Annotated in this window: 22 protein-coding genes; 8 read left to right on the top strand and 14 right to left on the bottom strand. The window is 63.7% G+C overall.

Features of this window, described 5'->3' with window-relative positions; translation table 11 throughout:
• The first annotated feature begins 18 nt into the window (after window positions 1-18).
• Window positions 19-915 (top strand): cation diffusion facilitator family transporter, encoded by an 897-nt coding sequence (locus tag AC2FME_RS07370; RefSeq protein ID WP_496800057.1) that lies wholly within the window; start codon window positions 19-21, stop codon window positions 913-915.
• A 3-nt stretch (window positions 916-918) separates the two neighbouring features.
• Here AC2FME_RS07370 and AC2FME_RS07365 read toward each other — a convergent pair whose 3' ends face one another.
• The gene (locus tag AC2FME_RS07365; RefSeq protein WP_496710743.1) at window positions 919-1,374 is read right to left on the bottom strand and encodes a GAF domain-containing protein; all 456 of its coding nucleotides are present in this window, start codon (window positions 1,372-1,374) and stop codon (window positions 919-921) included.
• 95 nt (window positions 1,375-1,469) lie between these two features.
• Window positions 1,470-2,642, bottom strand: a complete 1,173-nt coding sequence (locus tag AC2FME_RS07360; protein ID WP_496800056.1) for a thiolase family protein — start codon at window positions 2,640-2,642, stop codon at window positions 1,470-1,472.
• Window positions 2,643-2,738: 96 nt separating this feature from the next.
• Between AC2FME_RS07360 and AC2FME_RS07355 the strand changes: the two genes are divergently transcribed.
• The 3 genes from AC2FME_RS07355 to AC2FME_RS07345 all read left to right on the top strand — a co-directional run bounded on the left by AC2FME_RS07355 (window position 2,739) and on the right by AC2FME_RS07345 (window position 5,327).
• A complete protein-coding gene (locus AC2FME_RS07355) occupies window positions 2,739-3,077 on the top strand; it encodes an STAS domain-containing protein (RefSeq protein ID WP_149775451.1) in 339 nt (112 codons plus the stop codon).
• Between the two features lie 23 nt (window positions 3,078-3,100).
• Window positions 3,101-3,562: an ATP-binding protein gene (locus tag AC2FME_RS07350; protein WP_496800055.1), complete on the top strand. Its 462-nt coding sequence runs from the start codon at window positions 3,101-3,103 to the stop codon at window positions 3,560-3,562.
• 187 nt (window positions 3,563-3,749) lie between these two features.
• Entirely contained in the window at window positions 3,750-5,327 is a 1,578-nt protein-coding gene (locus tag AC2FME_RS07345; RefSeq protein WP_496800054.1) for a gamma-glutamyltransferase family protein, read from the top strand.
• Between the two features lie 35 nt (window positions 5,328-5,362).
• Here AC2FME_RS07345 and hspQ read toward each other — a convergent pair whose 3' ends face one another.
• Entirely contained in the window at window positions 5,363-5,689 is a 327-nt protein-coding gene (gene hspQ, locus AC2FME_RS07340; RefSeq protein WP_496796141.1) for a heat shock protein HspQ, read from the bottom strand.
• A gap of 232 nt (window positions 5,690-5,921) precedes the next feature.
• Here hspQ and AC2FME_RS07335 point away from each other — a divergent pair, with 232 nt between their 5' ends.
• Window positions 5,922-6,500, top strand: coding sequence for a transglycosylase SLT domain-containing protein (locus AC2FME_RS07335; RefSeq protein WP_496680359.1), 579 nt, complete (start codon window positions 5,922-5,924; stop codon window positions 6,498-6,500).
• Between the two features lie 13 nt (window positions 6,501-6,513).
• Here the strand turns inward: AC2FME_RS07335 and AC2FME_RS07330 are convergent, their stop codons facing one another.
• The 4 genes from AC2FME_RS07330 to AC2FME_RS07315 all read right to left on the bottom strand — a co-directional run bounded on the left by AC2FME_RS07330 (window position 6,514) and on the right by AC2FME_RS07315 (window position 12,686).
• A complete protein-coding gene (locus tag AC2FME_RS07330) occupies window positions 6,514-7,110 on the bottom strand; it encodes a LolA family protein (protein WP_496680358.1) in 597 nt (198 codons plus the stop codon).
• Window positions 7,111-7,149: 39 nt separating this feature from the next.
• Complete coding sequence (locus tag AC2FME_RS07325; RefSeq protein ID WP_496800053.1) at window positions 7,150-10,053, bottom strand: DNA translocase FtsK; 2,904 nt, start codon at window positions 10,051-10,053, stop codon at window positions 7,150-7,152.
• A gap of 13 nt (window positions 10,054-10,066) precedes the next feature.
• Complete coding sequence (locus tag AC2FME_RS07320; protein WP_496800052.1) at window positions 10,067-11,248, bottom strand: aminotransferase class I/II-fold pyridoxal phosphate-dependent enzyme; 1,182 nt, start codon at window positions 11,246-11,248, stop codon at window positions 10,067-10,069.
• Window positions 11,249-11,357: 109 nt separating this feature from the next.
• Window positions 11,358-12,686, bottom strand: coding sequence for an amidase (locus AC2FME_RS07315; RefSeq protein WP_496800051.1), 1,329 nt, complete (start codon window positions 12,684-12,686; stop codon window positions 11,358-11,360).
• A gap of 93 nt (window positions 12,687-12,779) precedes the next feature.
• Between AC2FME_RS07315 and AC2FME_RS07310 the strand changes: the two genes are divergently transcribed.
• A complete protein-coding gene (locus tag AC2FME_RS07310) occupies window positions 12,780-14,006 on the top strand; it encodes an FAD-dependent monooxygenase (protein WP_496680354.1) in 1,227 nt (408 codons plus the stop codon).
• Here the strand turns inward: AC2FME_RS07310 and AC2FME_RS07305 are convergent.
• From AC2FME_RS07305 to AC2FME_RS07285, 5 genes are all read right to left on the bottom strand, one after another.
• Window positions 14,003-14,188 carry a Trm112 family protein gene (locus AC2FME_RS07305; RefSeq protein WP_496680352.1) on the bottom strand — a complete coding sequence of 62 codons (186 nt, stop codon included), beginning with the start codon at window positions 14,186-14,188 and terminating at the stop codon, window positions 14,003-14,005. The genes AC2FME_RS07310 and AC2FME_RS07305 overlap by 4 nt on opposite strands.
• Window positions 14,185-14,826, bottom strand: a complete 642-nt coding sequence (locus AC2FME_RS07300; protein ID WP_496680351.1) for an LON peptidase substrate-binding domain-containing protein — start codon at window positions 14,824-14,826, stop codon at window positions 14,185-14,187. The genes AC2FME_RS07305 and AC2FME_RS07300 overlap by 4 nt, the downstream gene beginning before the upstream one ends.
• A gap of 27 nt (window positions 14,827-14,853) precedes the next feature.
• On the bottom strand, window positions 14,854-15,771 hold the full coding sequence (gene trxA / locus AC2FME_RS07295) for a thioredoxin (RefSeq protein ID WP_496680350.1): 918 nt from the start codon (window positions 15,769-15,771) through the stop codon (window positions 14,854-14,856).
• 88 nt (window positions 15,772-15,859) lie between these two features.
• The gene (locus AC2FME_RS07290; RefSeq protein ID WP_496688667.1) at window positions 15,860-16,648 is read right to left on the bottom strand and encodes an exodeoxyribonuclease III; all 789 of its coding nucleotides are present in this window, start codon (window positions 16,646-16,648) and stop codon (window positions 15,860-15,862) included.
• 192 nt (window positions 16,649-16,840) lie between these two features.
• Entirely contained in the window at window positions 16,841-17,527 is a 687-nt protein-coding gene (locus tag AC2FME_RS07285; RefSeq protein ID WP_149775464.1) for a response regulator transcription factor, read from the bottom strand.
• 160 nt (window positions 17,528-17,687) lie between these two features.
• Between AC2FME_RS07285 and ribA the strand changes: the two genes are divergently transcribed.
• The gene (gene ribA, locus AC2FME_RS07280; RefSeq protein WP_496800050.1) at window positions 17,688-18,782 is read left to right on the top strand and encodes a GTP cyclohydrolase II; all 1,095 of its coding nucleotides are present in this window, start codon (window positions 17,688-17,690) and stop codon (window positions 18,780-18,782) included.
• A complete protein-coding gene (locus AC2FME_RS07275) occupies window positions 18,779-19,279 on the top strand; it encodes a L,D-transpeptidase family protein (protein ID WP_496710753.1) in 501 nt (166 codons plus the stop codon). Before ribA ends, AC2FME_RS07275 begins: the two co-directional genes overlap by 4 nt.
• Here the strand turns inward: AC2FME_RS07275 and AC2FME_RS07270 are convergent.
• Both AC2FME_RS07270 and AC2FME_RS07265 read right to left on the bottom strand, forming a co-directional pair.
• Window positions 19,263-19,922 (bottom strand): YggS family pyridoxal phosphate-dependent enzyme, encoded by a 660-nt coding sequence (locus tag AC2FME_RS07270; RefSeq protein WP_496800049.1) that lies wholly within the window; start codon window positions 19,920-19,922, stop codon window positions 19,263-19,265. The genes AC2FME_RS07275 and AC2FME_RS07270 overlap by 17 nt on opposite strands.
• A gap of 102 nt (window positions 19,923-20,024) precedes the next feature.
• Complete coding sequence (locus AC2FME_RS07265; RefSeq protein WP_496800048.1) at window positions 20,025-21,062, bottom strand: porin; 1,038 nt, start codon at window positions 21,060-21,062, stop codon at window positions 20,025-20,027.
• Window positions 21,063-21,091 lie beyond the last annotated feature (29 nt).

Below are 21,091 nucleotides of genomic sequence, written 5' to 3'. Positions count from 1 at the left end.
ATCGGGCAAAGCTGCGGCATGATCGACAGAACATCCTCCCAGTCGCTGGCCATCGGGTCGGTGGCCGTTGCATTGCTGGTGCTGGCGCTCAAGATCTGGGCCTGGCGACTGACCGGTTCGGTCGCGTTGTATTCCGACGCGATGGAGTCGCTGGTCAATGTCGTGGCCGCACTGCTGGCCTGGTTTGCCATCCGCATGGCCGAGCGCCCGGCCGACACCAACCACCCGTTCGGGCACCACAAGGCCGAGAATTTCTCGGCCATCGCCGAGGGCACCCTGATCGTGCTGGCCGCGATCCTGATCCTGCAAGAGGCATGGGGCGCGCTGTTCGCCCCACATCTCGATCAGCTTGGGCCGGTCGGGCTGGCGGTCAACGCCGCGGCCATGGTGTTGAACCTGATCTGGGCGCGGGTGCTGATCGCAGCGGGCGAGCAGCGGCGGTCACCGGCCATGACGGCGAACGGACGTCACCTGATGACCGATGTCTGGACCTCGGCCGGGGTCTTGCTGGGGCTTGTGCTGGTGCTGCTGACCGGCTGGGTCGTTCTCGATCCGCTGTTGGCCATTCTGGTCGCCGCCAACATCCTGCGCGAGGGCTGGAAGGTCATCTTTCATTCAGCCGGCGACCTGATGGATTCGGCCGCGCACAGCGACGACACGGACATCATCAAAGAGGCCGTGCGCAACTCGTCCCGAGGCGCGTTGCAGATCCACGACCTGCGCACGCGCCGGGCCGGCAAGGCGGTGTTCATCGAATTCCACCTGGTGGTGGACCGCAACATGTCCGTGGGCGAGGCGCATGACATCTGCGACGCGATCGAGGACGCCATTGCCGAGAAGCTGCCCGAGGCCCGCACTATCATCCACGTGGAGCCGGACACCAAACTGGAAGCGACGGGCATCGAGCCGGAGTAAGCCTCAGATCCGCCCGAAGACCTGCGCGAGGATTTGCGACAGCGCATCCGCATCGGCCTGGGTGAACGCATCGGGCTGGTCGCTGTCGATATCGAACACGGCGATGATCCGGCCCGCGCCGTCCCGCACCGGTAGAACCAGTTCCGACCGGGTCGAGGACGCACAGGCGATATGCCCGTCGAACGCGTCCACATCCGGAACCAACTGCACCTCGCCGGTGCGCGCCGCGGCCCCGCAGACCCCTCGCGAGAACGGGATCACCAGGCATCCGTGGCCGCCCTGATAAGGCCCGATCTTCAGCACTCCGGGTTCGGTGACGCGGTAGAAACCGGTCCAATCAAAGCGGTCGTCGGCATGATGAACCTCGCAGGCGACCGTGGCCATCAGCGCGATCGGATCGGTCTCGCCTTCGGTCAGCGCGGCGATGGTCTTGGCAAGAGTGTCATAATCTGCGGTCATGGTCGGGCCTGTCGTAAACGAACTGCAGGGGGCGCCGCCCCCTGCCGAGCCTGCGGCTCAAATCACCTACGCACTATTTGCAAACGGGAGAAGGGTCAAACCCGTTCGATGGCAATCGCGGTGCCTTCGCCCCCGCCGATGCAGATGGCCGCTACACCGCGCCGCAGGCCGCGTTTTTCCAATGCGTTGAGCAGCGTGACCATGATCCGCGCGCCCGAGGCTCCGATGGGGTGACCCAGCGCACAGGCCCCGCCATTCACGTTCACCTTGTCGCGTGGCAGCCCCATTTCGTGCATGAAGGCCATGGGAACTACGGCAAAGGCCTCGTTCACCTCCCACAGGTCCACTTCATCCTTGCTCCAGCCGATCCGCTCCAGCAGCTTCTGCGCGGCCGGAACCGGGGCGGTAGTGAACAGGCCCGGAGCCTGGGCGTGGCTGGCATGGCCCAGAATGCGCGCGCGCACGTTCAGGCCGCGAGCCTCGGCCACATCCGCCGACGCCAGAACCAGCGCCGCGGCGCCGTCCGAGATCGACGAAGAATTGGCCGCCGTCACGGTGCCGTCCTTGCGGAAGGCGGGCTTGAGCGTCGGGATTTTCTCGGGGCGGGCCGATTTGGGTTGTTCATCCGCGTCCTGAGTGACTTCGCCCCTGCGGGTCTTGACCGTCACCGCCGCGATTTCACCGTCAAACGCACCGCTGGCCTGCGCCTCAAGCGCGTTCGACAGTGATTTCAGCGCGTATTCGTCCTGCGCCTCGCGGGTGAACTGATAGGCTTCGGCACAATCCTCGGCAAAGGTGCCCATCAGGCGGCCCTTGTCATAAGCGTCCTCGAGCCCGTCCAGAAACATGTGGTCGATCACCTGGGAATGTCCGATCCGCGCGCCGCCGCGCATCTTGGGCAGCAGGTAAGGCGCGTTGGTCATGCTCTCCATGCCGCCGGCGACCATGAGGTCGGCATGACCCAGCGCGATCTGGTCAAACGCCATCATGGCGGCCTTCATGCCCGACCCGCACATCTTGTTCAGCGTCGTGGCCGGAACGTCTTCGCCCAGCCCCGCCGCGAACCCGGCCTGACGCGCCGGCGCTTGGCCCTGCCCGGCGGGCAGGACGCAGCCCATCAGAACCTCGTCCGCGGTCTGCGTGTTGGCATTGTCCAACGCAGCACGGATGGCAACACCACCCAACTCGGCCGCGGGCACCCCGTCAAACATTCCCTGGAAACCCCCCATCGGGGTCCGGGCGGCCCCGGCAATCACGACCTCTTTCATGCGACTCCTCCTGTGTTCGGGCCTTGGATACAGAATCGTAAGAATTGCCGTCTAGCGTATTTCTACGATCGACTTTCATTTGTGGAGGGTGGCCTTTTGGCATTGAGCAGCAATACGACCGGCGAAACTCAGGTGATCCGGGTCGATGCAGACCGAATCGATGCTGCCATGGCGATTCAGTTCAAGGAGAACATGCGCCTTGAAACCGACTCCGGCGCGCGGCGTGTGATCCTGGACCTGTCGGCGGTGGAGTTCATCGACTCGAGCGGGCTGGGCGCGATCGTCGCATCCATGAAGCAACTGGGCGGCGACCGAAGGCTGGATCTGGCCGGGCTTCAGCCGGTGGTCGAGAAGGTCTTTCGGCTGACCCGAATGGATACCGTCTTTCGGCTGTTTCCCAACCTGGACGACGCGCTGGCCGCGCAATCGGAGTGAAACGGCACATTGGGTGAGATCGCGTGACTGTTAACTGCAAGAACGGCGGAATGGATCTGAGCTTTGCCGCCAACGAGGCCGATGCAAGCACCGCAATCGCCTGTCTGCATGGCATCCTCGTTGCGCTTGGTGTGCCGCATCAGCGCAACTGCGACGTGAAGATCGCGCTGGCCGAGGCCATCAACAACGTCGTCGAGCACGCCTATGCAGGCAATTCCCAGGGCCGCGTACAGGTGCAGGCCACGATGGATCGGAACGGCCTGAGCATCCTGATCACCGATCGTGGCCGGCCTCTGCCCGGACTGAGCGTCCCTGACGGCATCCCGGCCAGCGTCGAGACAGCACGCGAGGATCTGCCCGAAGGCGGATTCGGCTGGTTCTTGATCCGCCAGCTTTGCGACAATGTTCGGTACGATCGGACCGACGGAGAAAACCGCCTGAGGCTGTCCTTCGCCTTCTCCTCCACTGAAAAGCGGCCACAATAAAGCCCAGATCGAACCATTGTTGCGCCCAAAAGCGGGATCATACAGAAAGGGTAGCTCAGATAGCTTCCCTCGGCGCCACTGTCACAGCCCCCACCCAGTGTATGGCGCCGAGGACTTCCTCCGCTTCCCCCCTATGGACAAAGACGCACAGCCATCTAGTGTCGTCGTGACAACCGCAGGGGGTATCATGCGCGACTTTCATTTTCCCGGCCGGTCCGAGGTTCTGTCAACCGACGGAATGTGCGCGACCTCGCATCCCTTGGCCGCCAAGGTCGCCCTGGACATACTGGACCAGGGCGGAAACGCCATGGATGCGGCCATTGCCGCCGCCGTGCTTCTGGGCATCTGCGAGCCTCAGATGACGGGTTTGGGCGGCGACTGCTTTGTTCTGTACAACCGTGCCGGCGAGAGCGAAGTCCGCGCATTGAACGGGTCGGGCCGCGCGCCGGCGGCCGCTTCGGCCGAGCACCTGCGGCAACAGGGGTTTGACGCCGTTCCGCTGACCAGCCCGCATGCGGTCACGATACCCGGGGCCGTGGATGCATTCTGTCATCTCTCCCGCACAGAGGGCCGATTGGGTCTCGGTGCGGTTCTGGAGCCCGCCATACACTATGCCGAGGCCGGCGTACCGGTTGCGCCGCGCGTCGCCCACGATTGGGCACGCGACGCCGGGACCCTTCAAGGAGCCGCCCGGAGCCATTTTCTGATCGACGGCAAGGCCCCGCAGGTGGGGCAAATGTTCCGTGCCCCCGGCCAGGCCGAAGTTCTGCGCCGGATCGCCCGCGACGGAAGAGATGCCTTCTATACCGGCGAAATCGCCGACGACATGCTGGCCACGCTGCAAGACCTCGGCGGCGTCCACACGGGTGAAGACTTCGAACGGACGGCCTGCGTTCCGACCCTGCCCATTGGCGGAACCTACAAGGACGTCGAACTTTTGGAGCATCCGCCCAACGGGCAGGGCGCGACGGCCATTCTGCTGCTGAACATTCTTCGGCATTTCGATATCGCCAAAATGGACCCGTGGGGGGCCGCGCGCGTTCACATCGAGGCCGAGGCAGCCAAACTGGCCTACGAGGCGCGCAACCGCTTCATCGCGGACCCCGAGCGATCCCAGCAACTGGACTGGATGCTGAACCCGAAGACCGCCGAAGACCTGGCCGCCCGGATCGACCCGACGCGGGCCATGCCGTCAGCCGCCCCGATCGTCGAGGCCGTTCACAAGGACACGGTCTATGTCACGGTCGTGGATCGCGACCGGATGGCCGTTTCGCTGATCTATTCCATCTTCCACGGTTTCGGCTCGGGGATCGCCTCGGAAAAGTTCGGCATCCTGCTGCAAAACCGAGGAGCCGGCTTCACCCTGCAGTCCGGTCACCCCAACGAACTGGGCGGCGGGAAACGCCCCATGCACACGATCATCCCCGGCATGCTGCGCATCGACGGTGAGCCCGCCATGCCCTTCGGCGTGATGGGCGGCGCCTATCAACCGACCGGGCACGCCAGGCTTGTGTCCAACCTGACCGATTTCGGGCTGGATCTTCAAGCCGCCATCGACGCACCCAGAGCCTTTGCAGACGGCGGCGTTCTGAAAGTGGAGCCGGGATATAAAGACAGCGCAAGGAAACAATTGGCAGAGCTTGGGCACAATGTAGTGCTGACAGAAACGCCATTGGGAGGCGCCCAAGCCATCAGGATCCGAAGCGACGGCATTCTGGAAGGCGCAAGCGACCCGCGAAAAGATGGGTGCGCCCTGGGATTCTGACGTTTGAAGCCCCTTGGCGCAACCGCCGACGCAACCTAGTTCAGCTGGAAATGCAGCGGGTAGGCGCCATCCTGGAATGGCCCGAACATATTGGGGATATCGGGGTGGTCCACCGGTTCTCCCGACTGGTCCTCCACCAGATTTTGCTCAGAAACGTAAGCAACATAAAAGGATTGGTCGTTCTCGGCCAGCAGGTGATAGAATGGCTGATCCTTGACCGGGCGGCTTTCCTCGGGAATGGCCTGATACCACTCCTCGGTGTTCGAAAACTCGGGGTCCACGTCGAAAATCACCCCTCGAAAGGGATGTTTCCGGTGGCGCACCACCTGGCCCAGACTGTACTTGGCTCGCGTCTTCAACATTTCTTTTGCCCCCACAAACCTTTTTACCCGGTTCGGGGCCGAAATGCCAATAATTGATCCAAATTTGCAAGAAACAGTTTGTGGCGGCAATAGTGACAGTCCCTCCCCACAAAGTGGCTGAACACCCACCTCGCGCGTCGACCAGCGCCCATTTCCAGCGGAGATTCCGCAACGATTGTCATTTCCTCGGCCTTCAATCTGCGCTAGAATACGCAAAAAAGGCACGAGGCACATGAGCAGAAAACTTCTCGTACTCTTCGGGGTGCTGCTTTTGGCATCCTGTGGCGGCGGGCAGCGTCCGCCGACAAATCTGAACGACGCCTGCGCCATCGCGCGCGAGCGGCCCGACATGATCAAGGCGTTCAAAAGCACCGAGCGCAAATGGGGCGTGCCCGTTCATGTCCAGATGGCCACCATCTATCAGGAAAGCCGCTATCGCCATGACGCGCGGACCCCGCACAAATACGTGCTGGGCGTGATCCCGATGGGTCGTCAAAGCAGCGCATACGGCTATAGCCAGGCGCTGGATGGCACGTGGGAGCAATATCAACGTGAAACCGGCAAGCGCCGCGCCAAGCGGGACCGCATCCGCGACGCGTCGGATTTCGTGGGCTGGTACATGAACAAAAGCCGCGAACGGAACGGGATCTCGCCCGCAGACGCGCGCAACCAGTACCTCGCCTATCACGAAGGGCACACCGGATACTCCCGCGGCAGCCATTATGGCAAGACTTGGCTGTTGAACGTCGCCAATGACGTGGATGCACGCGCGCAGATGTACCAGGCTCAGTTGTCGAGCTGCCGGTATTGAACCTCGCCGCGGGTCAGCGGTTGTCTGACCCGCGCCGCGCCTTGTTCGAAAACAGATCACTGTCGACTCGCACATTGTCGTCCAAAGGCCCCAGCAGTACGGTGGTCTGGCTGCCTGCGTTGTCGTGAATGACCCATTTCCGCAGTTCGATCGGATCGCTGGTGAACATCAGTTCGATCCGCCCGGCCTCGGGGTTCTTGGGATCCTGAGCGGTTACGACCGTGGCAGTGCCGTCGAACGTATGCCCCACCACCATATCGGCCTGCGACAGATTCACGTTGCGCGCCAGGACCAGCGACAGCGGCGTGCGCTTCAGCGGATACTGCTCGGGCGGCTGGTTCGACTTGGGGTCGAACACCATCACGGTGCCGGCATTCGCCAGCACCACCGCGCTGTTGGGCGGGTCGTATTCGAACCGCATCTTGCCGGGGCGCTGCAACCACAGCTTGCCGGTACTCAGCGATCCGTCATCGTTGACTTGGGTAAACGTCGTCTGAACGGTTTTCAGACCGTTCAGGTAGTTCGAGATCTGTGACAAAGGCAGCTTGTCGGCGGCCCAGGCTGCCGGGGCGGTCAAAGCGAGGGCAAGGGCAAAGGCAATCTGTTTCATGACACTCAGATATGCGCTTTGCCCTTGTTATTAAATATCCTACTGCTCCGGGATGAGGATTTCGCGTTTGCCCACGTGATTTGCCGCCGAAACAACACCTTCCTCCTCCATCTGCTCGACTAGCCGCGCGGCCTTGTTGTAGCCGATGGCAAGTTTCCGCTGGATGTACGAGGTCGAACACTTGCGATCCTTTATCACGATGGCGACCGCCTGATCGTACAGCGCATCCTCGCCATTGGTGTTGCCGCCGGTATTCAGACCCAGAACCGCGTCGATATTGTCGGCCTTGTCCTCGGATGGACCATCCAGCACGCTGCCGACATAATCGGGCGGGCCGAACTGCTTGAGGTGGTTCACGACCTCCTCGACCTCTTCATCCGACACGAACGGCCCGTGGCAGCGGGTGATCTTGGCGCCACCGGCCATGTACAGCATGTCGCCCTGCCCCAGCAGCTGCTCGGCCCCCATCTCGCCCAGGATGGTGCGGCTGTCGACCTTGGACGTAACCTGGAACGAGATCCGGGTGGGGAAGTTGGCCTTGATCGTGCCGGTGATGACGTCCACCGAGGGCCGCTGCGTGGCCATGATCAGGTGGATGCCCGAGGCCCGCGCCATCTGCGCCAGACGCTGGATACAGGCCTCGATCTCTTTGCCCGCCACCATCATCAGGTCGGCCATCTCGTCGACGATGACGACGATATACGGCATGGCCTTGGGTTCGAATTCCTCAGTCTCGAAGATCGGCTCTCCGGTTTCGTCGTCGAACCCGGTCTGGACCGTGCGGCTGAACATCTCGCCCTTGGCCAGCGCGTCCTTCACTCGACCGTTGTAGCCGGCGATGTTGCGCACGCCCATCTTGGACATCTTGCGATAGCGGTCCTCCATCTCGCCGACGACCCATTTCAGGGCGACCACCGCCTTTTTCGGGTCGGTCACGACCGGCGACAGCAGATGCGGGATGCCATCATAGACGCTGAGTTCCAACATCTTTGGGTCGATCATGATCAGGCGGCATTCGTCCGGCGTCAGCTTGTAGAGCAGCGACAGGATCATCGTGTTGATCGCCACCGACTTGCCCGAGCCGGTCGTCCCCGCGATCAGCAAGTGGGGCATCTTGGCCAGGTTCGCGACCACGGATTCACCGCCGATATCCTTGCCCAGCGCCAGCGGCAGCGCGTGGTTGCCATCGCCGAAATCGCGGCTGGCGAGGATTTCGCGCAGAACCACCATCTCGCGGTTCTCGTTGGGCAATTCGATGCCGATGACCGAGCGTCCGGGGACCGTCGACACCCGCGCCGACAGCGCCGACATCGACCGGGCGATGTCATCGGCCAGGCCGATGACGCGGCTGGCCTTCAGGCCCGGCGCGGGTTCCAGTTCGTACATGGTGACGACGGGGCCGGGGCGGACGCTGACGATCTCGCCCTTGACGCCATAGTCATCCAGCACGTTTTCCAGCATCCGCGCGTTTTCCTCCAACGCCTCGTCGCTCAGGTGATGACGCGGGATGCCGGCCGGGTTGGTCAGCAGGCTGAGCGGCGGCAGTTCGAAATCCGAATGACGCTCTTCGAAGGACAGGCTGGGCTGGGCCTCGGCCTGGGCGCGGCGCGACGGCAGGACGTTGCGCCGGACGGGTTGCGCCACAACCGGCTTGCGCGGTTCGGCAACCGGGATCTTCATTGCCGGGCGCGGCGGGGCGATCGGTTCCGGGACATCCTCGAACACCTGATCTTCGTCGAAATCTTCAGGCGCATACGCCGAGAGCGGGTCTTCCGTTAACGTCTCCATTTCCGCAGACGACTGCGCCGGGTGACCTGTCAACGGCGGCTCGGGCGGAAGCCCGCCTGCAGTCAGCGGAGGCTCGGGCGGGAGGGTTCCCGCACGCGGCGCGTTCAGGATCAGCGGGTCGGGGCCACGGCCGCGCCCTTTGGTCAGCGGGCGGTTCGGATCGGGCTCGGGCGCGATTTCACCGGTGGCGACCTTGCGGTTCCGGATCACCGCGGAAATCTTCGAGCGGATCCGGTCTTCGCCCGGCATCTCGTCATATCCGGTGACGGGTTCGGGGTCGACCAGCTCGGGTTCGGGCATCGGCTCGGGGCGGCGGATCAAGCCGGGCATACGTGCAAGCAGGCCCGTCTTGACCGGTTCGGGGGCTGCGATCTCGGGCTCTTCAAAGACCGGATCGGCATAGGCCAGCTCATCCTCAAATTCGGCACCGGCGGCCCGGGTTGTCTTGCGGTCCTGCCACTTTTCCCGGCGCGCCTGCGCGGCACGGGCGGTGGCCGAGGCCCCCTGCCCCAGCGCGGTCATCAGCATGTCATAGGCCATCACGAGACCCAGCAGGAAAGCCCGGACCCCGCGCCGGACGTCCGACTTGGTGAAGCCCAGCACGAAGACGCCCAGCGCCAGCATGCCGGCCGCCATGGCCAGCGACATCAACTTGACCATGAAATGCGACGAAATCGGCAACAGCGTCAGCAGAGCGCCCATCACCGTATCGCCAAACAGACCGCCCAAGCCAAAGCTGTGCGTCGCGCGCCATTCGGCACCGGGCACCAGCGTTGCGGCATAGACCGAAAGGACGGCGATCCAGATCGGCGCGAAAATCAGGCGGGCCACGGCGCGATCCTCGCCGAAATGGCCGGCAAACCGCACGCCCCAGCCGACCAGCACCAGCGCGATGCCAAGGCTGCCCCAGCCTACGATCATGAACAATGGCGCGGCGATCGAGGCGCCGAACCGGCCCAGCCAGTTCTGCACCGGCGCGTCGGTCGAGACCATCCAGTTCGGATCATCCGGCGTGTAGGACCAGATCATCGCAGCAGCCGCCAGGCCGGCCAAGATCAGGGCGATCCCGATCAGTTCCTTGCTGCGCCGCTCGATCGCGGCCTGGGTGGTGCTGTCCAACAATGGGTCGCGGTTGCGCGCGTTGTAAGATGCCATGTGCCCTCGTACCTCACGAATAGATGCAGTCGCGGAGCGTGACCAGCCCGCGCTGCATCTCTGTTTTTGGGGCCACCAAAGCGACCCTGATAAAGCCCTTGCCCGGGTTCTGCCCCGGCTCCCCTTGCGAAAGATAGGCGCCCGGCAGGACCCGAACCCCGGTTTCCTGCCACAGCTTCAATGCGGCCTGCTCGCCATCTTCGACGGGCAGCCAAAGAAAGAACCCCGCCTCGGGCGGCATATAGCCCTGAACGCCCGCAAACACCTCATCCGCGATGGCGTATTTTTCCTGATACAGCGCGCGGTTTTCCTGAACATGCGCCTCATCGGCCCAGACCCTGGCCGCGGCGGCCTGCAACGGCGACGGCAAGGGCGCCCCGGCATAGGCGCGCAACTGCTTGACCCGCTTGATGCTTTCCGGCCCGCCCGCGATCAGCCCCGACCGCAGCCCCGCCAGGTTCGAGCGTTTCGACAGCGAGTTGAACAGCGTGATCCGCTCGGGGTCGGCGCCCAGCTCCTGCGCGACGGTCAGGATGCCGGTGGGCGGCGCGTCTCGGTAGATCTCGGAATAGCACTCGTCGGCGAAGATGCGGAAGTCATACTTCTCGGCCAGCCGGATCAACTCGGCCCAGTAGCCGCGCGAGGCGACGGCACCCTGCGGGTTGGCGGGCGAACAGATATAGGCCACAGCGGTGCGGTTCAGCACATCCTCTGGCAGGCCGGCATAGTCCGGCAGATGCCCCGTGGCCGCGGTGGCCGGCACGAAATACGGCTGCGCCCCGACCGAGATCGAGGCCACCATGTAGACTTGGTAGAACGGGTTGGGGCACAAAACGATCGGCTGCTGACCGTTCTTCTGCTCGGGGCACAGGGCCATGGCGGCGTTGTACAACCCCTCGCGCGTGCCGTTCAGCGCCATGATGTTGGTTTCGGGGTCCATCCGCACGCCATAGCGGCGGTCGATCCAGTCGGCGATGGCCCCGCGCAGCGCGTCGGACCCCTCGTTCGGCGGGTATTTTTGAAACCCTGCTGCGTTTTCCACGATGACATCGGTCACCCAGGCCGGAAAGTCATGCTTGGGCTCGCCAATCGTCATATGCACGACATCGCCGCCCGGCGCGTGGTGGTCGAGCAGGGCGCGTAGACGCGGAAAAGCATAGGCCGGTAGGTTCGAAAACCGCTCGGGGAAATTCATGACTGCTGCCTCGATACCGGGATCATTGGCGCCCCGGTTTTCCAGCAGATTACAGGCCGAACCCCCGCGCGTCCAGACAAAGAGGTTCCGAATCAGGGGATTGTGGCATTCAAGTCAGAACCGCCTCGGCCGCCGCACCCAGCCGCAAAAGCGCCTCTTCCGAGCCCGGATAACCCAACATCATCAGCCCGCAGGACGGTATCGAAGTGGGCAGCGACAGCGCCGCCAGCCCCATCAGGTTGCCGATCCGGGTGTTGCGCAGGGCCAGAAGGTTCTCGGTGACGTAGTAGTCATGGTCGTTCATCAGTCGGTCCAGATCCGGCGGCAGGATCGGGGCCGTCGGCGCCAGAACCGCGTCGAACCCGGCAGTGGCCGAGTCCCAGGCCGATCGGCAGGCCTTCAACCGCGACCACGCCGCCACGTAATCCGGTCCGGAATGCGCCTTGCCCGCGCGGAACCGCTCAAGGATCTCGGGATACATCGCCTCGGGGTTGGCCTCGATCACGTCGCGCCACAGGCCATAGGCTTCCGTGGTATAAAGGACACCGGACAGGCCCATCGCCTCGGCCAGTTCCGGCACCTCCAACGGCACGATCTCGGCCCCTGCATCACGCAAGCGGTCCAGCGCGTCGGCATAGGCCTGGCGTGGCACGTCGCGCAGATCGTCCTGCGCGATGGTCTGCAGATCCGCAAACCGCCGCCCCTTCAGGCTGGCGCCCCGCAGATCGGCCGGCGTTCCGCCCTCCAACAGCGCCAGCATCTGCGCCGCATCCTCGACCGACCGAGTCAGCGGGCCGACCGTATCGAACCGCAGGCACAGGGGCACCACGCCTTCAAGGCTCAGCCGCCCCGGGGTGGTTTTCAGCCCTACCAGATCGTTCCATGCGGCCGGAATGCGCACCGATCCGCCCGTGTCCGAGCCGATTCCGCAGGCCGCCAGACCAAAGGCCACCGACGCCGCCGCGCCCGAGGACGACCCGCCCGGAACCGCCTTTTCGTCATTCACGCAGGGCGGCGTCGCGGTCACGGGGTTCAAACCAAGGCCCGAAAAGGCCAATTCGCTCATATGCGTCTTGCCCAGACAGACCGCGCCCATGGCCGTCGCGTTGCGCAGAACGGTTGCGTCATGCTCGGGCACCCGGCCGCGCAGTAGGGCCGATCCGGCCTCGGTTCCGATCCCGGCGGTGTCGAACAGATCCTTCCAGCTGATCGGCACCCCATCCAGCAGTGACCGGCGCAGACCTTGGGCCGCCCGCTCCTTGGCCGCGCGGGCTTCGGCGCGGGCGCGATCATGCGTGACGCGGGCATAGATGCCGTCCCGATGCGGATGGGCATCGATGGCCGCCAGATAGAGCTCGGTCAGCTCTTCGGGATCGATCTGACCCATGCCGATCCCGCGGCCCAGGTCACATGCCGTCATGGTCAGCCAGTCCTGCATCTTTGCCCCCTTGTTGAAAAAATTCGTATTTCGGCGACGGTAGCGACAGGACTGCACATGGACAATCCCGAAAGGGCGCGCATATTGCACCGCATGACACAGGTTTCCGATATCTTGATCGTGGGCGGCGGGCTGAACGGCCCCGCCCTGGCGCTGGCGCTGGCGCAGACCGGACACAGCGTCACCGTGATCGACGCGCTGGCCGAGAAGCTGCGCAAGAACGCGGCGTTCGACGGGCGTGCCTATGCACTGGCGCTGGCCTCGCAACGGTTGCTGGCCGCGATCGGCGTCTGGGAACGGGTTGCGGACCACGCCCAGCCGATGTTGGAGATCAAGGTCACCGATGGCCACGCAGGCACAGGTCCGTCGCCGTTTTTCATGCATTTCGACCATGCCGAGATCGAGGAAGGCCCGATGGGCTATATGGTCGAGGACCGTCACCTGCGGCGCGCATTTCTTGCGGCGATGCAGGCGGAACCGGCGATCACCCGGGTGGATGGCAAAACCGTGGTTGCGCAGGAAACCGGGCCAGGCGGCGTGACCGTGACGCTGGATGATGGATCGGCGCTGTCCGGTCGGCTTCTGGTGGGGTGCGACGGCCGCCGCAGCGGCACCGCCTCCCGCGCCGGGATCAAGCGGACCGGATGGGACTACGGCCAGACTGCGCTGGTCTGCGCGATCGAGCACGACCTGCCCCATCACGGCATTGCACATCAGTTCTTCATGCCCCCCGGCCCGCTGGCGATCCTGCCGTTGACCGGTAACCGCAGCTCTATCGTCTGGAGCGAACGCACCGAGACCGCACAGCGCATCAACGCGCTGGACGAGGCCGATTACCTTCAGGTCCTGCGGCCCCGGTTCGGCGATTTTCTGGGTGACATCCGCCTACAGGGCGACCGGTTCACCTATCCGCTGAACCTGACCATCGCCAATTCCTTCATCGCGGACCGGCTGGCTCTGGTGGGTGATGCGGCCCATGGCATGCACCCGATCGCCGGTCAGGGGCTGAACGCCGGGCTGCGCGACGTAGGCGCTCTGGCCGAGGTCCTGACGCTGGCCGGTCGACGCGGCGAGGACATCGGCTCGACTCTGGTTCTGGAGCGCTATCAGGAATGGCGCCGCTTTGACACGGCGGCCTTGGCAATGGCGACGGATGTGTTCAACAAGCTGTTTTCGAACGACAATCCTATCCTGCGCCTCGGGCGCGACATCGGCATGGGCATTGTCGGGTCCCTGCCCGGTCTGCGCCGCGGCTTCGTGCGCGAGGCCGCCGGTTTGACAGGCGACCTGCCCAGGCTGTTGCAGGGCCGCCCGATCTAGTCGAGTTTGCGCGCCTCATCCACCAGCATCACCGGAATCCCGTCGCGGATCGGAAAGGCCAGACCAGCGGCTTTCGAGACCAGTTCCTGCCGCTCGGCGTCATATTCCAGCGTGGTATGAGTCTGGGGACAGATCAGCGCCTCGAGCATATGGCGGTCGAAACCCGGTTCCGTCTCAGTCATTGCAGTTGTTCCTCGTTTGAACCCCCGCGCAGCGAGAATTCGATCAGTGTTACCAGAGTTTCGCGCCGGGTGCGCAGGCAGGGCGCTTCAAGCAGGGCCTGCTTATCCTCGGGATCGAAATCCAGAAGCATCGACAGGGAATTGACCAGCAATTCGTCATCCGCCTCGTTCAGCGTCTCCCAATCCGTCGAGAGCGCACGGGCCGAGAAATACCTTTCGAGCAACCGCAGGAAAGCGGCCCGGTCGAACCCGGCATCCCGTTCGCCTTGACCCAGGTCGCGGTCGAACCCCTCCCAGGTGACGGCACAGCGGCGATAGGGCGTGAAGCCCTCGACCTCGGACTGAATGCGGAACCGCGACACGCCGGTCAAGGTGATCAGATAGCGCCCGTCTTCAGTCTCGGAAAACTGGGTGACGCGCCCGGCGCAGCCGATGCGGTGCAATCGAGCCCCATGGCCTGGGCCCGGATTCGGCTGGACCATGCCGATCAGCCGTTCCTTGGTTTTCAGGGCATCGTCCAGCATCTGCAGATAGCGCGGCTCGAATATATGCAGCGGCAGCCGGGACCGGGGCAGCAAAAGGGCCCCGGGCAACGGGAACACGGACACCGTGTCCGGCAGATCGGCGGGATGCATCATGTAATGTGTTCTAGCTCTGATATGCGATCAGGCAAATATCATCGAAGTCAGCCTGCGCCGTCCGTTCAGCACGATCGGATCATTCGGCTTAAGCGCGTCGAAGATCGTCAGCAGCTGGGTCTTGGCTGCACCATCGTTCCATTCGCGGTCGCGACGGAACAGCTCCAGCAGCTGATCGACCGCCTCGGCGGCCTTGCCGTTGGCATAGAGCGCCTGCGCCAAGTCAAACCGGGCCTGATGGTTGTCGGGATCGGTCTCGACAGCAGCGGTCAGCTCGGCCACCGGGCCGGCATTTGCGGCCTGCTTGGCAAGCTCCAACTGCGCATGGGCAGCCTCCAACTCGGCCGTCGTTGAGATTTCGGCCGGAGCGCCGTTCAGGATGGCCTCGGCCTGCTCCAGATCACCCATCGCGATATGCGCCCGCACCAGTCCGCCATAGGCCGCGGCATGGTTCGGGTCTTCGCCCAGAATGGCGGCAAAGGTCTGGGCCGCATCTACTGCCGCGCCCTCGGCCAGCATCTCTTCGGCGGCCTCCACTGCCTCGTCCAGCTGTCCGCCGGGGCTCTGGCCGCCAGCAGCCTCGATCACGCGGTCGATGAACGCCTTGATCTCGGAGCCGGGCAGCGCGCCCTGGAACCCGTCGATCGGCTGACCCTTGAAAAAGGCATAGACGGTCGGGATCGACTGGATGCGCATCTGCGAAGCGATCATCTGCGCCTCGTCCACGTTGATCTTGACCATTTTCACCGCGCCTTTGGCGGCGGTCACGGCCTCTTCAAGGGCCGGACCCAGCGTTTTGCACGGGCCGCACCACGGCGCCCAGAAATCCACGATCACCGGGGTTTCCTGCGACGCTTCGACGACATCGGCCATGAACGTGGCCTCGGTTCCGTCCTTGATCAGATCGGTGGCGGCGGGGTTGCCTGCGCCGTTCAGAAGTTCCATGGCATTCACTCTCCGGAATTCAGTCTTGGCCCTTATATGCAACCGGGCGCGGCGGAAACCAAGAGCCGTCGCAACGGTTCAGGGCGGATCAGAGATCAAAGGTCGCAAAAACCGGCGCGTGGTCGCTGGGCTTCTCCCAGCCGCGCGCTTCGCGCAGGATGCGGCTGGAATGACCCGCGTTAGAGATGTCGGGCGTCGCCCAGACGTGATCGAGGCGCCGCCCCTTGTCAGCCGCATCCCAATCGCGGGCGCGATAGGACCACCAGCTGTACAGCTGCCCCTCGGGGATGTCCTGCCGGGTGATGTCGACCCAGCCGCCCGCGTCCTGCGTTTCTGCCAGCTGCTCGACCTCGATCGGCGTGTGCGACACGACCTTGAGCAGTTGCTTGTGCGACCATACGTCATCCTCGCGCGGGGCGATGTTCAGGTCACCAACCAGAATGGATTTCTGTGGCTTTTCGGCGTGGAACCAGTCGCGCATGTCGGTCAGGTAGTCCAGTTTCTGGCCGAATTTTTCGTTCACCTCCCGGTCGGGAACGTCGCCGCCTGCAGGGACGTAGAAATTGTGAATGATCACACCGTTTTCCAGTTGCCCTGCGACATGGCGGGCATGGCCGAGCCCGGCAAAATCCCGGTCACCCAGGTCGGTGATCGGCAGGCGCGACAGGATGGCCACACCGTTGTAGCCCTTTTGCCCGCGGGCAATCATGTGGGTGTAACCCAGTTCCGCGAAACCTTCGGTCGGGATCTTGTCGACCGGCGATTTGCATTCCTGCAAGCACAGCACGTCCGGTGCCTCCTCCTGCAGCAGTTTCTGCACGATCGGCTCGCGCAGGCGAACGGAATTGATGTTCCAGGTGGCCAGAGTGAAAGGCATGATCGGGGTTCCCTTGTCGCGACCGGGGCAACCTAACGCGGCAATTGCCGGGGTGCCATCCGAAAAAAAGCCGGGCCAAAGGCCCGGCAGTCCAACAGGGAGGTACATGTCATGACCCGGACATGCGCGGGTTGCGAGTAACCTAAAGATGTCGATAGAGTATCACTTTGATCCACATCAATCCACCAATCGTTAGGAAACCAGGCGATATCCGCCGGATTCTGTGACCAAAAGGCGCGCATTCGAGGGATCGGGCTCGATCTTCTGGCGCAGACGGTAGATGTGGGTTTCCAGCGTGTGCGTGGTGACACCTGCGTTATAGCCCCAGACCTCGTGCAGCAGAACATCGCGCGGCACGACACCGTCGGTGGACCGGTACAGGAACTTGAGAATGTTGGTTTCCTTCTCGGTCAAGCGGATCTTGCGGTCATCCTCGGTGATCAACATCTTCATCGCCGGCTTGAAGGTGTAGGGCCCAAGAACAAAAACCGCATCCTCGGATTGTTCATGCTGGCGCAGCTGCGCGCGGATGCGGGCCAGAAGCACTGGAAACTTGAAGGGTTTCGACACGTAGTCATTGGCCCCGGCATCCAACCCGAGGATCGTGTCGGCGTCGCTGTCATGGCCGGTCAGCATCAGGATCGGGCTCTTGACCCCCTGCTTGCGCATCAGCCGGCACAGCTCGCGCCCATCGGTGTCGGGCAGGCCCACATCCAGAATCACCAGGTCATAGATCGCCTCGCGCGCGCGCTCCAAAGCAGACTGACCGTCCGAGGCCTCGAACACGTCGAAATCCTCGGTCATCACCAGCTGTTCGCTCAGCGCTTCGCGCAGGTCCTCGTCGTCATCGACCAGCAGGATTTTCTTGAGTTGCGCCATGTCCCGGTCCTCCTTTTGCTTTTGCATCACTTGAGCTTGGAATATGCAATCCACAAGTTTTGCTGCAACGCTCTCACGCCCTCGTGTCTGATGGACGGGAAATGTTTCACATTCGGCGGCGAACGGGCTAGGACGAGACAAACGTTACAGGATAACATCGATGAGTCTGATTCCCGACATCACCGAATTGCTGGCGCGCGCGCGGGCGGATCTGCGCATGGGCGTTCCCGTGGTGCTGGTCGATGACGGCGGCCGTGGCGTAGTGGCCGCGGCGGCCGAGACCTTGGGGCCGCAACGTCTGTCCGATCTCCGCGGTCTGGGCGATCAGCCCGTGGTTGCCATCACCAACCGCCGGGCCGAGACCCTGAAGGCGCGCGCCTATGACGGCGATCTGGCTCGTGTCGTAATCCCCGCCGATGCCGACCTTGCCTGGGTGCAGGCCGTGGCAGACCCGTCCGATGACCTCGATTCCCCGATGAAGGGTCCGCTGATGACCCAGCGCAGCGGCAATACCAACCTGCACCGCATCGCCATCGCCTTGGCCAAGACCGCGCGCCTGCTGCCGGCGGCAGTGGTCGTACCCGTCGAGGACGGGCGCGCCTTTGCCGCCTCCCATGGGCTGACCTGCATTGACCATACCCGCACCGCCCCACATCTGGCCGATCGCAGCCCCCTGCACGAGGTGGTCGCCGCCCGCCTGCCGATGGAGGTCTCCGAGGCCGGGCGGCTGCATGTATTTCGCCCCGAGGACGGCGGTGAAGAACACTATGCCATCGAAATCGGCCGGCCCGACCGTTCGAAACCGGTTTTGGCGCGGCTGCATTCGGCCTGCTTCACCGGCGACCTGATGGGCAGCCTGAAATGCGATTGCGGCCCGCAGCTGCGCGGTGCCCTGGCTCAGATGGGAGCCGAGGGCCACGGTGTTCTGCTGTACCTTAACCAGGAGGGTCGCGGGATTGGGCTTGCCAACAAGATGCGCGCCTATTTCCTGCAGGATCAGGGGTTCGACACGGTCGAAGCCAACCACCGGCTTGGGTTCGAGGATGACGAGCGCGACTTCCGCCTCGGGTCCGACATCCTGAAGGCACTGGGCTTCAGTTCGGTGCGGTTGCTGACCAACAACCCCGCCAAAATCGCGATGATGGAGCGCACCGGGATCGCCGTCACCGAACGTGTGCCGCTCAAGGTCGGGGAAACGGCGCACAATCGCGGCTATCTGGCGACCAAGGCGGCCAAGTCGGGCCATCTGTTGTGAGCCCGCACGATCTGGTCCTGTCTTGGCGCGGCGTGCGGTTTCACGGCAGGACGTTCCCCTGCACGATCGGCAAAGGCGGCCTGACCAACGCCAAACGCGAAGGCGACGGCGCCACCCCGACCGGCGTTCTGCGGATCGTAGGCATGCTGTACCGGCCCGACCGGATCGCGCCACCCGCCCCCTGGGCGCTGCCGATCGGGCCGCGCGACCTGTGGTCGGATGATGGTGCTGACCCGGACTACAACCGGCATGTGCGGGCGCCGCACGGGTTCAGCCATGAACGCCTTCGGCGGGCCGATCCGCTGTACGATCTGGTTTTGATCACCGACTGGAACTGGCCCGATGCAGTGCCTGGACGCGGATCAGCCATCTTCATCCACCAATGGCGCCGGACGGGCTATCCGACCGAGGGCTGCCTGGCTTTCCGCCGTGACCACCTGCACTGGATCGCGCAAAGGGTCACCCTGGGCACCCGAGTGATCATTCCCCCGCTTTGACCCGTTCGCCAAAGATCGCCGACCCCACCCGGACATGGGTGGCCCCCAACGCGATCGCGGTTTCGAAATCGCCGCTCATGCCCATCGAGAGACCTTGCAGCCCGTTGCGCGCGGCGATCTTGGCCAGAAGGGCGAAATGCAGCGCCGGTTCCTCGTGCACCGGCGGGATGCACATCAGCCCGCGCACCGGCAGGTCGAGGCCCCGGCATTCGGCGATGAAGGCATCCGCATCGGCAGGCACAACACCGGCCTTCTGCGGCTCCTCTCCGGTGTTGACCTGGATGAACAGGTCCGGGCAGGTGCCTATCTCTTGCGCCAGCCGCGCCAGGGTTTTGGCCAGCTTGGGCCGGTCCACTGAATGGATGGCGTTGCACAGCTCCATCGCCTGCCGCGCCTTGTTGGTCTGCAACGGGCCGATCAGATGCAGGTCGATGCCGGGAAATCGCTCGCGGAAGGCGGGCCATTTCGCGGCGGCCTCCTGCACCCGGTTTTCTCCGAAACAGCGGTGGCCTTGTTCAAGAACCGCTTCGACTCGGTCATTGGGTTGAACCTTGGAAACGGCGATCAGGGTCACGGACCCAGGCGACCGCCCGGCGGCGGCTTCGGCCTTTGCGATGCGATCTTTGATTTCCTGCAACGACATGGATTTCCCCTGTTCCGGTTTCGCGCCAGAAAAACACCATGTCGGCGCAAAAGAAAAGGGCGGGTCCGAAGACCCGCCCCAAACCTTGCGGTTCAGATCAACTTAGAAGTTGAACTGAGCACCGAAGTCGGCACGCATGGTCGAGTCTGCGCAGAGGTCGCAGTCCGACACACCGATACCACCGCGCAGCGATGCGCCGCCGCCCAGGTCGTAGATGGCGCCGATGCCGTACTGCTGGGTGTCGAGGTCAGCCGAACCGTCACCGTAAGCGGCGGTCAGGGTCAGAGCAGAGCCAACGTTGTAGGCCAGCGACAGACCGTAGGCGGTGCCGTTCAGGTTGTCATTGATCACATCGTCGTCAGCAACGAACAGGGTGCCCGAGAAGTCACCGAATTCACCACCCAGGGTGAAGACGGTCAGCGACTGCTTGTCGACAGTTCCGGCCCCATCGGTTTCACCGTAGGCCAGAGCGGCAGTGATGTTGCCGAAGGTGTAGGTTGCGCTGACGTCCCAGCGATCTGCATCAATGACACCGATGCCGGTGTTCAGAGTCTGCTGGTCGTAGGACGCACCAAAGGCGAAGTCGCCGACTGCGTACTGGAAGAACACACCGTTCGCACCCGAACCGCTCGACGAATAGCCGGTGAAGGCATAGTCAACGCCCGAGTACTGGCCGATAAAGTTTTCCAGGCCCGGTTCGTTACCGTAGTAGTTGGCCAGGTTGTCAAACGCGCCGGCAATGTTGCCCGCGTCAACACGCAGACCACCGTAGATGACCGAGAAACGTGCGCCGTTCAGGCCAGCCCGGTCGGCTTCACCGTTGCCGTTGTCCTCGTCGGCCTGCAGGCGGACGCGTGCTTCAAAGCGGACGCCACCGTCGGTTTCCGCGATGCCGTCGATGTTCAGACGGAAGCGCGAAACCAGGATGGTTTCGTCGGTTGCCACACCGGTGGCCGCTGCTCCGGTCGTAAGCGTTTGCCCACCACTCGCCGTGGTCGTAACGGTCACACCTGCGACGGTGCCGGTACGGTCTTCTTGGTAGCCGATACCAAAGCGGCCATAGCCGCTGAATCTAACTTCGGCCGCGGCAACCGATGCGGTTGCGATCAGTGCGGTCGATGCGAAGAGAACTTTTTTCATCTTGTTTCCCTCGGTTTCAGTAATTTCTA

It is taken from the genome of Ruegeria sp. BHSC026 (assembly GCF_059613065.1).
Note: the sequence above shows the minus strand (reverse complement) of the source record. Positions and strands in the feature narration are given on the sequence as shown.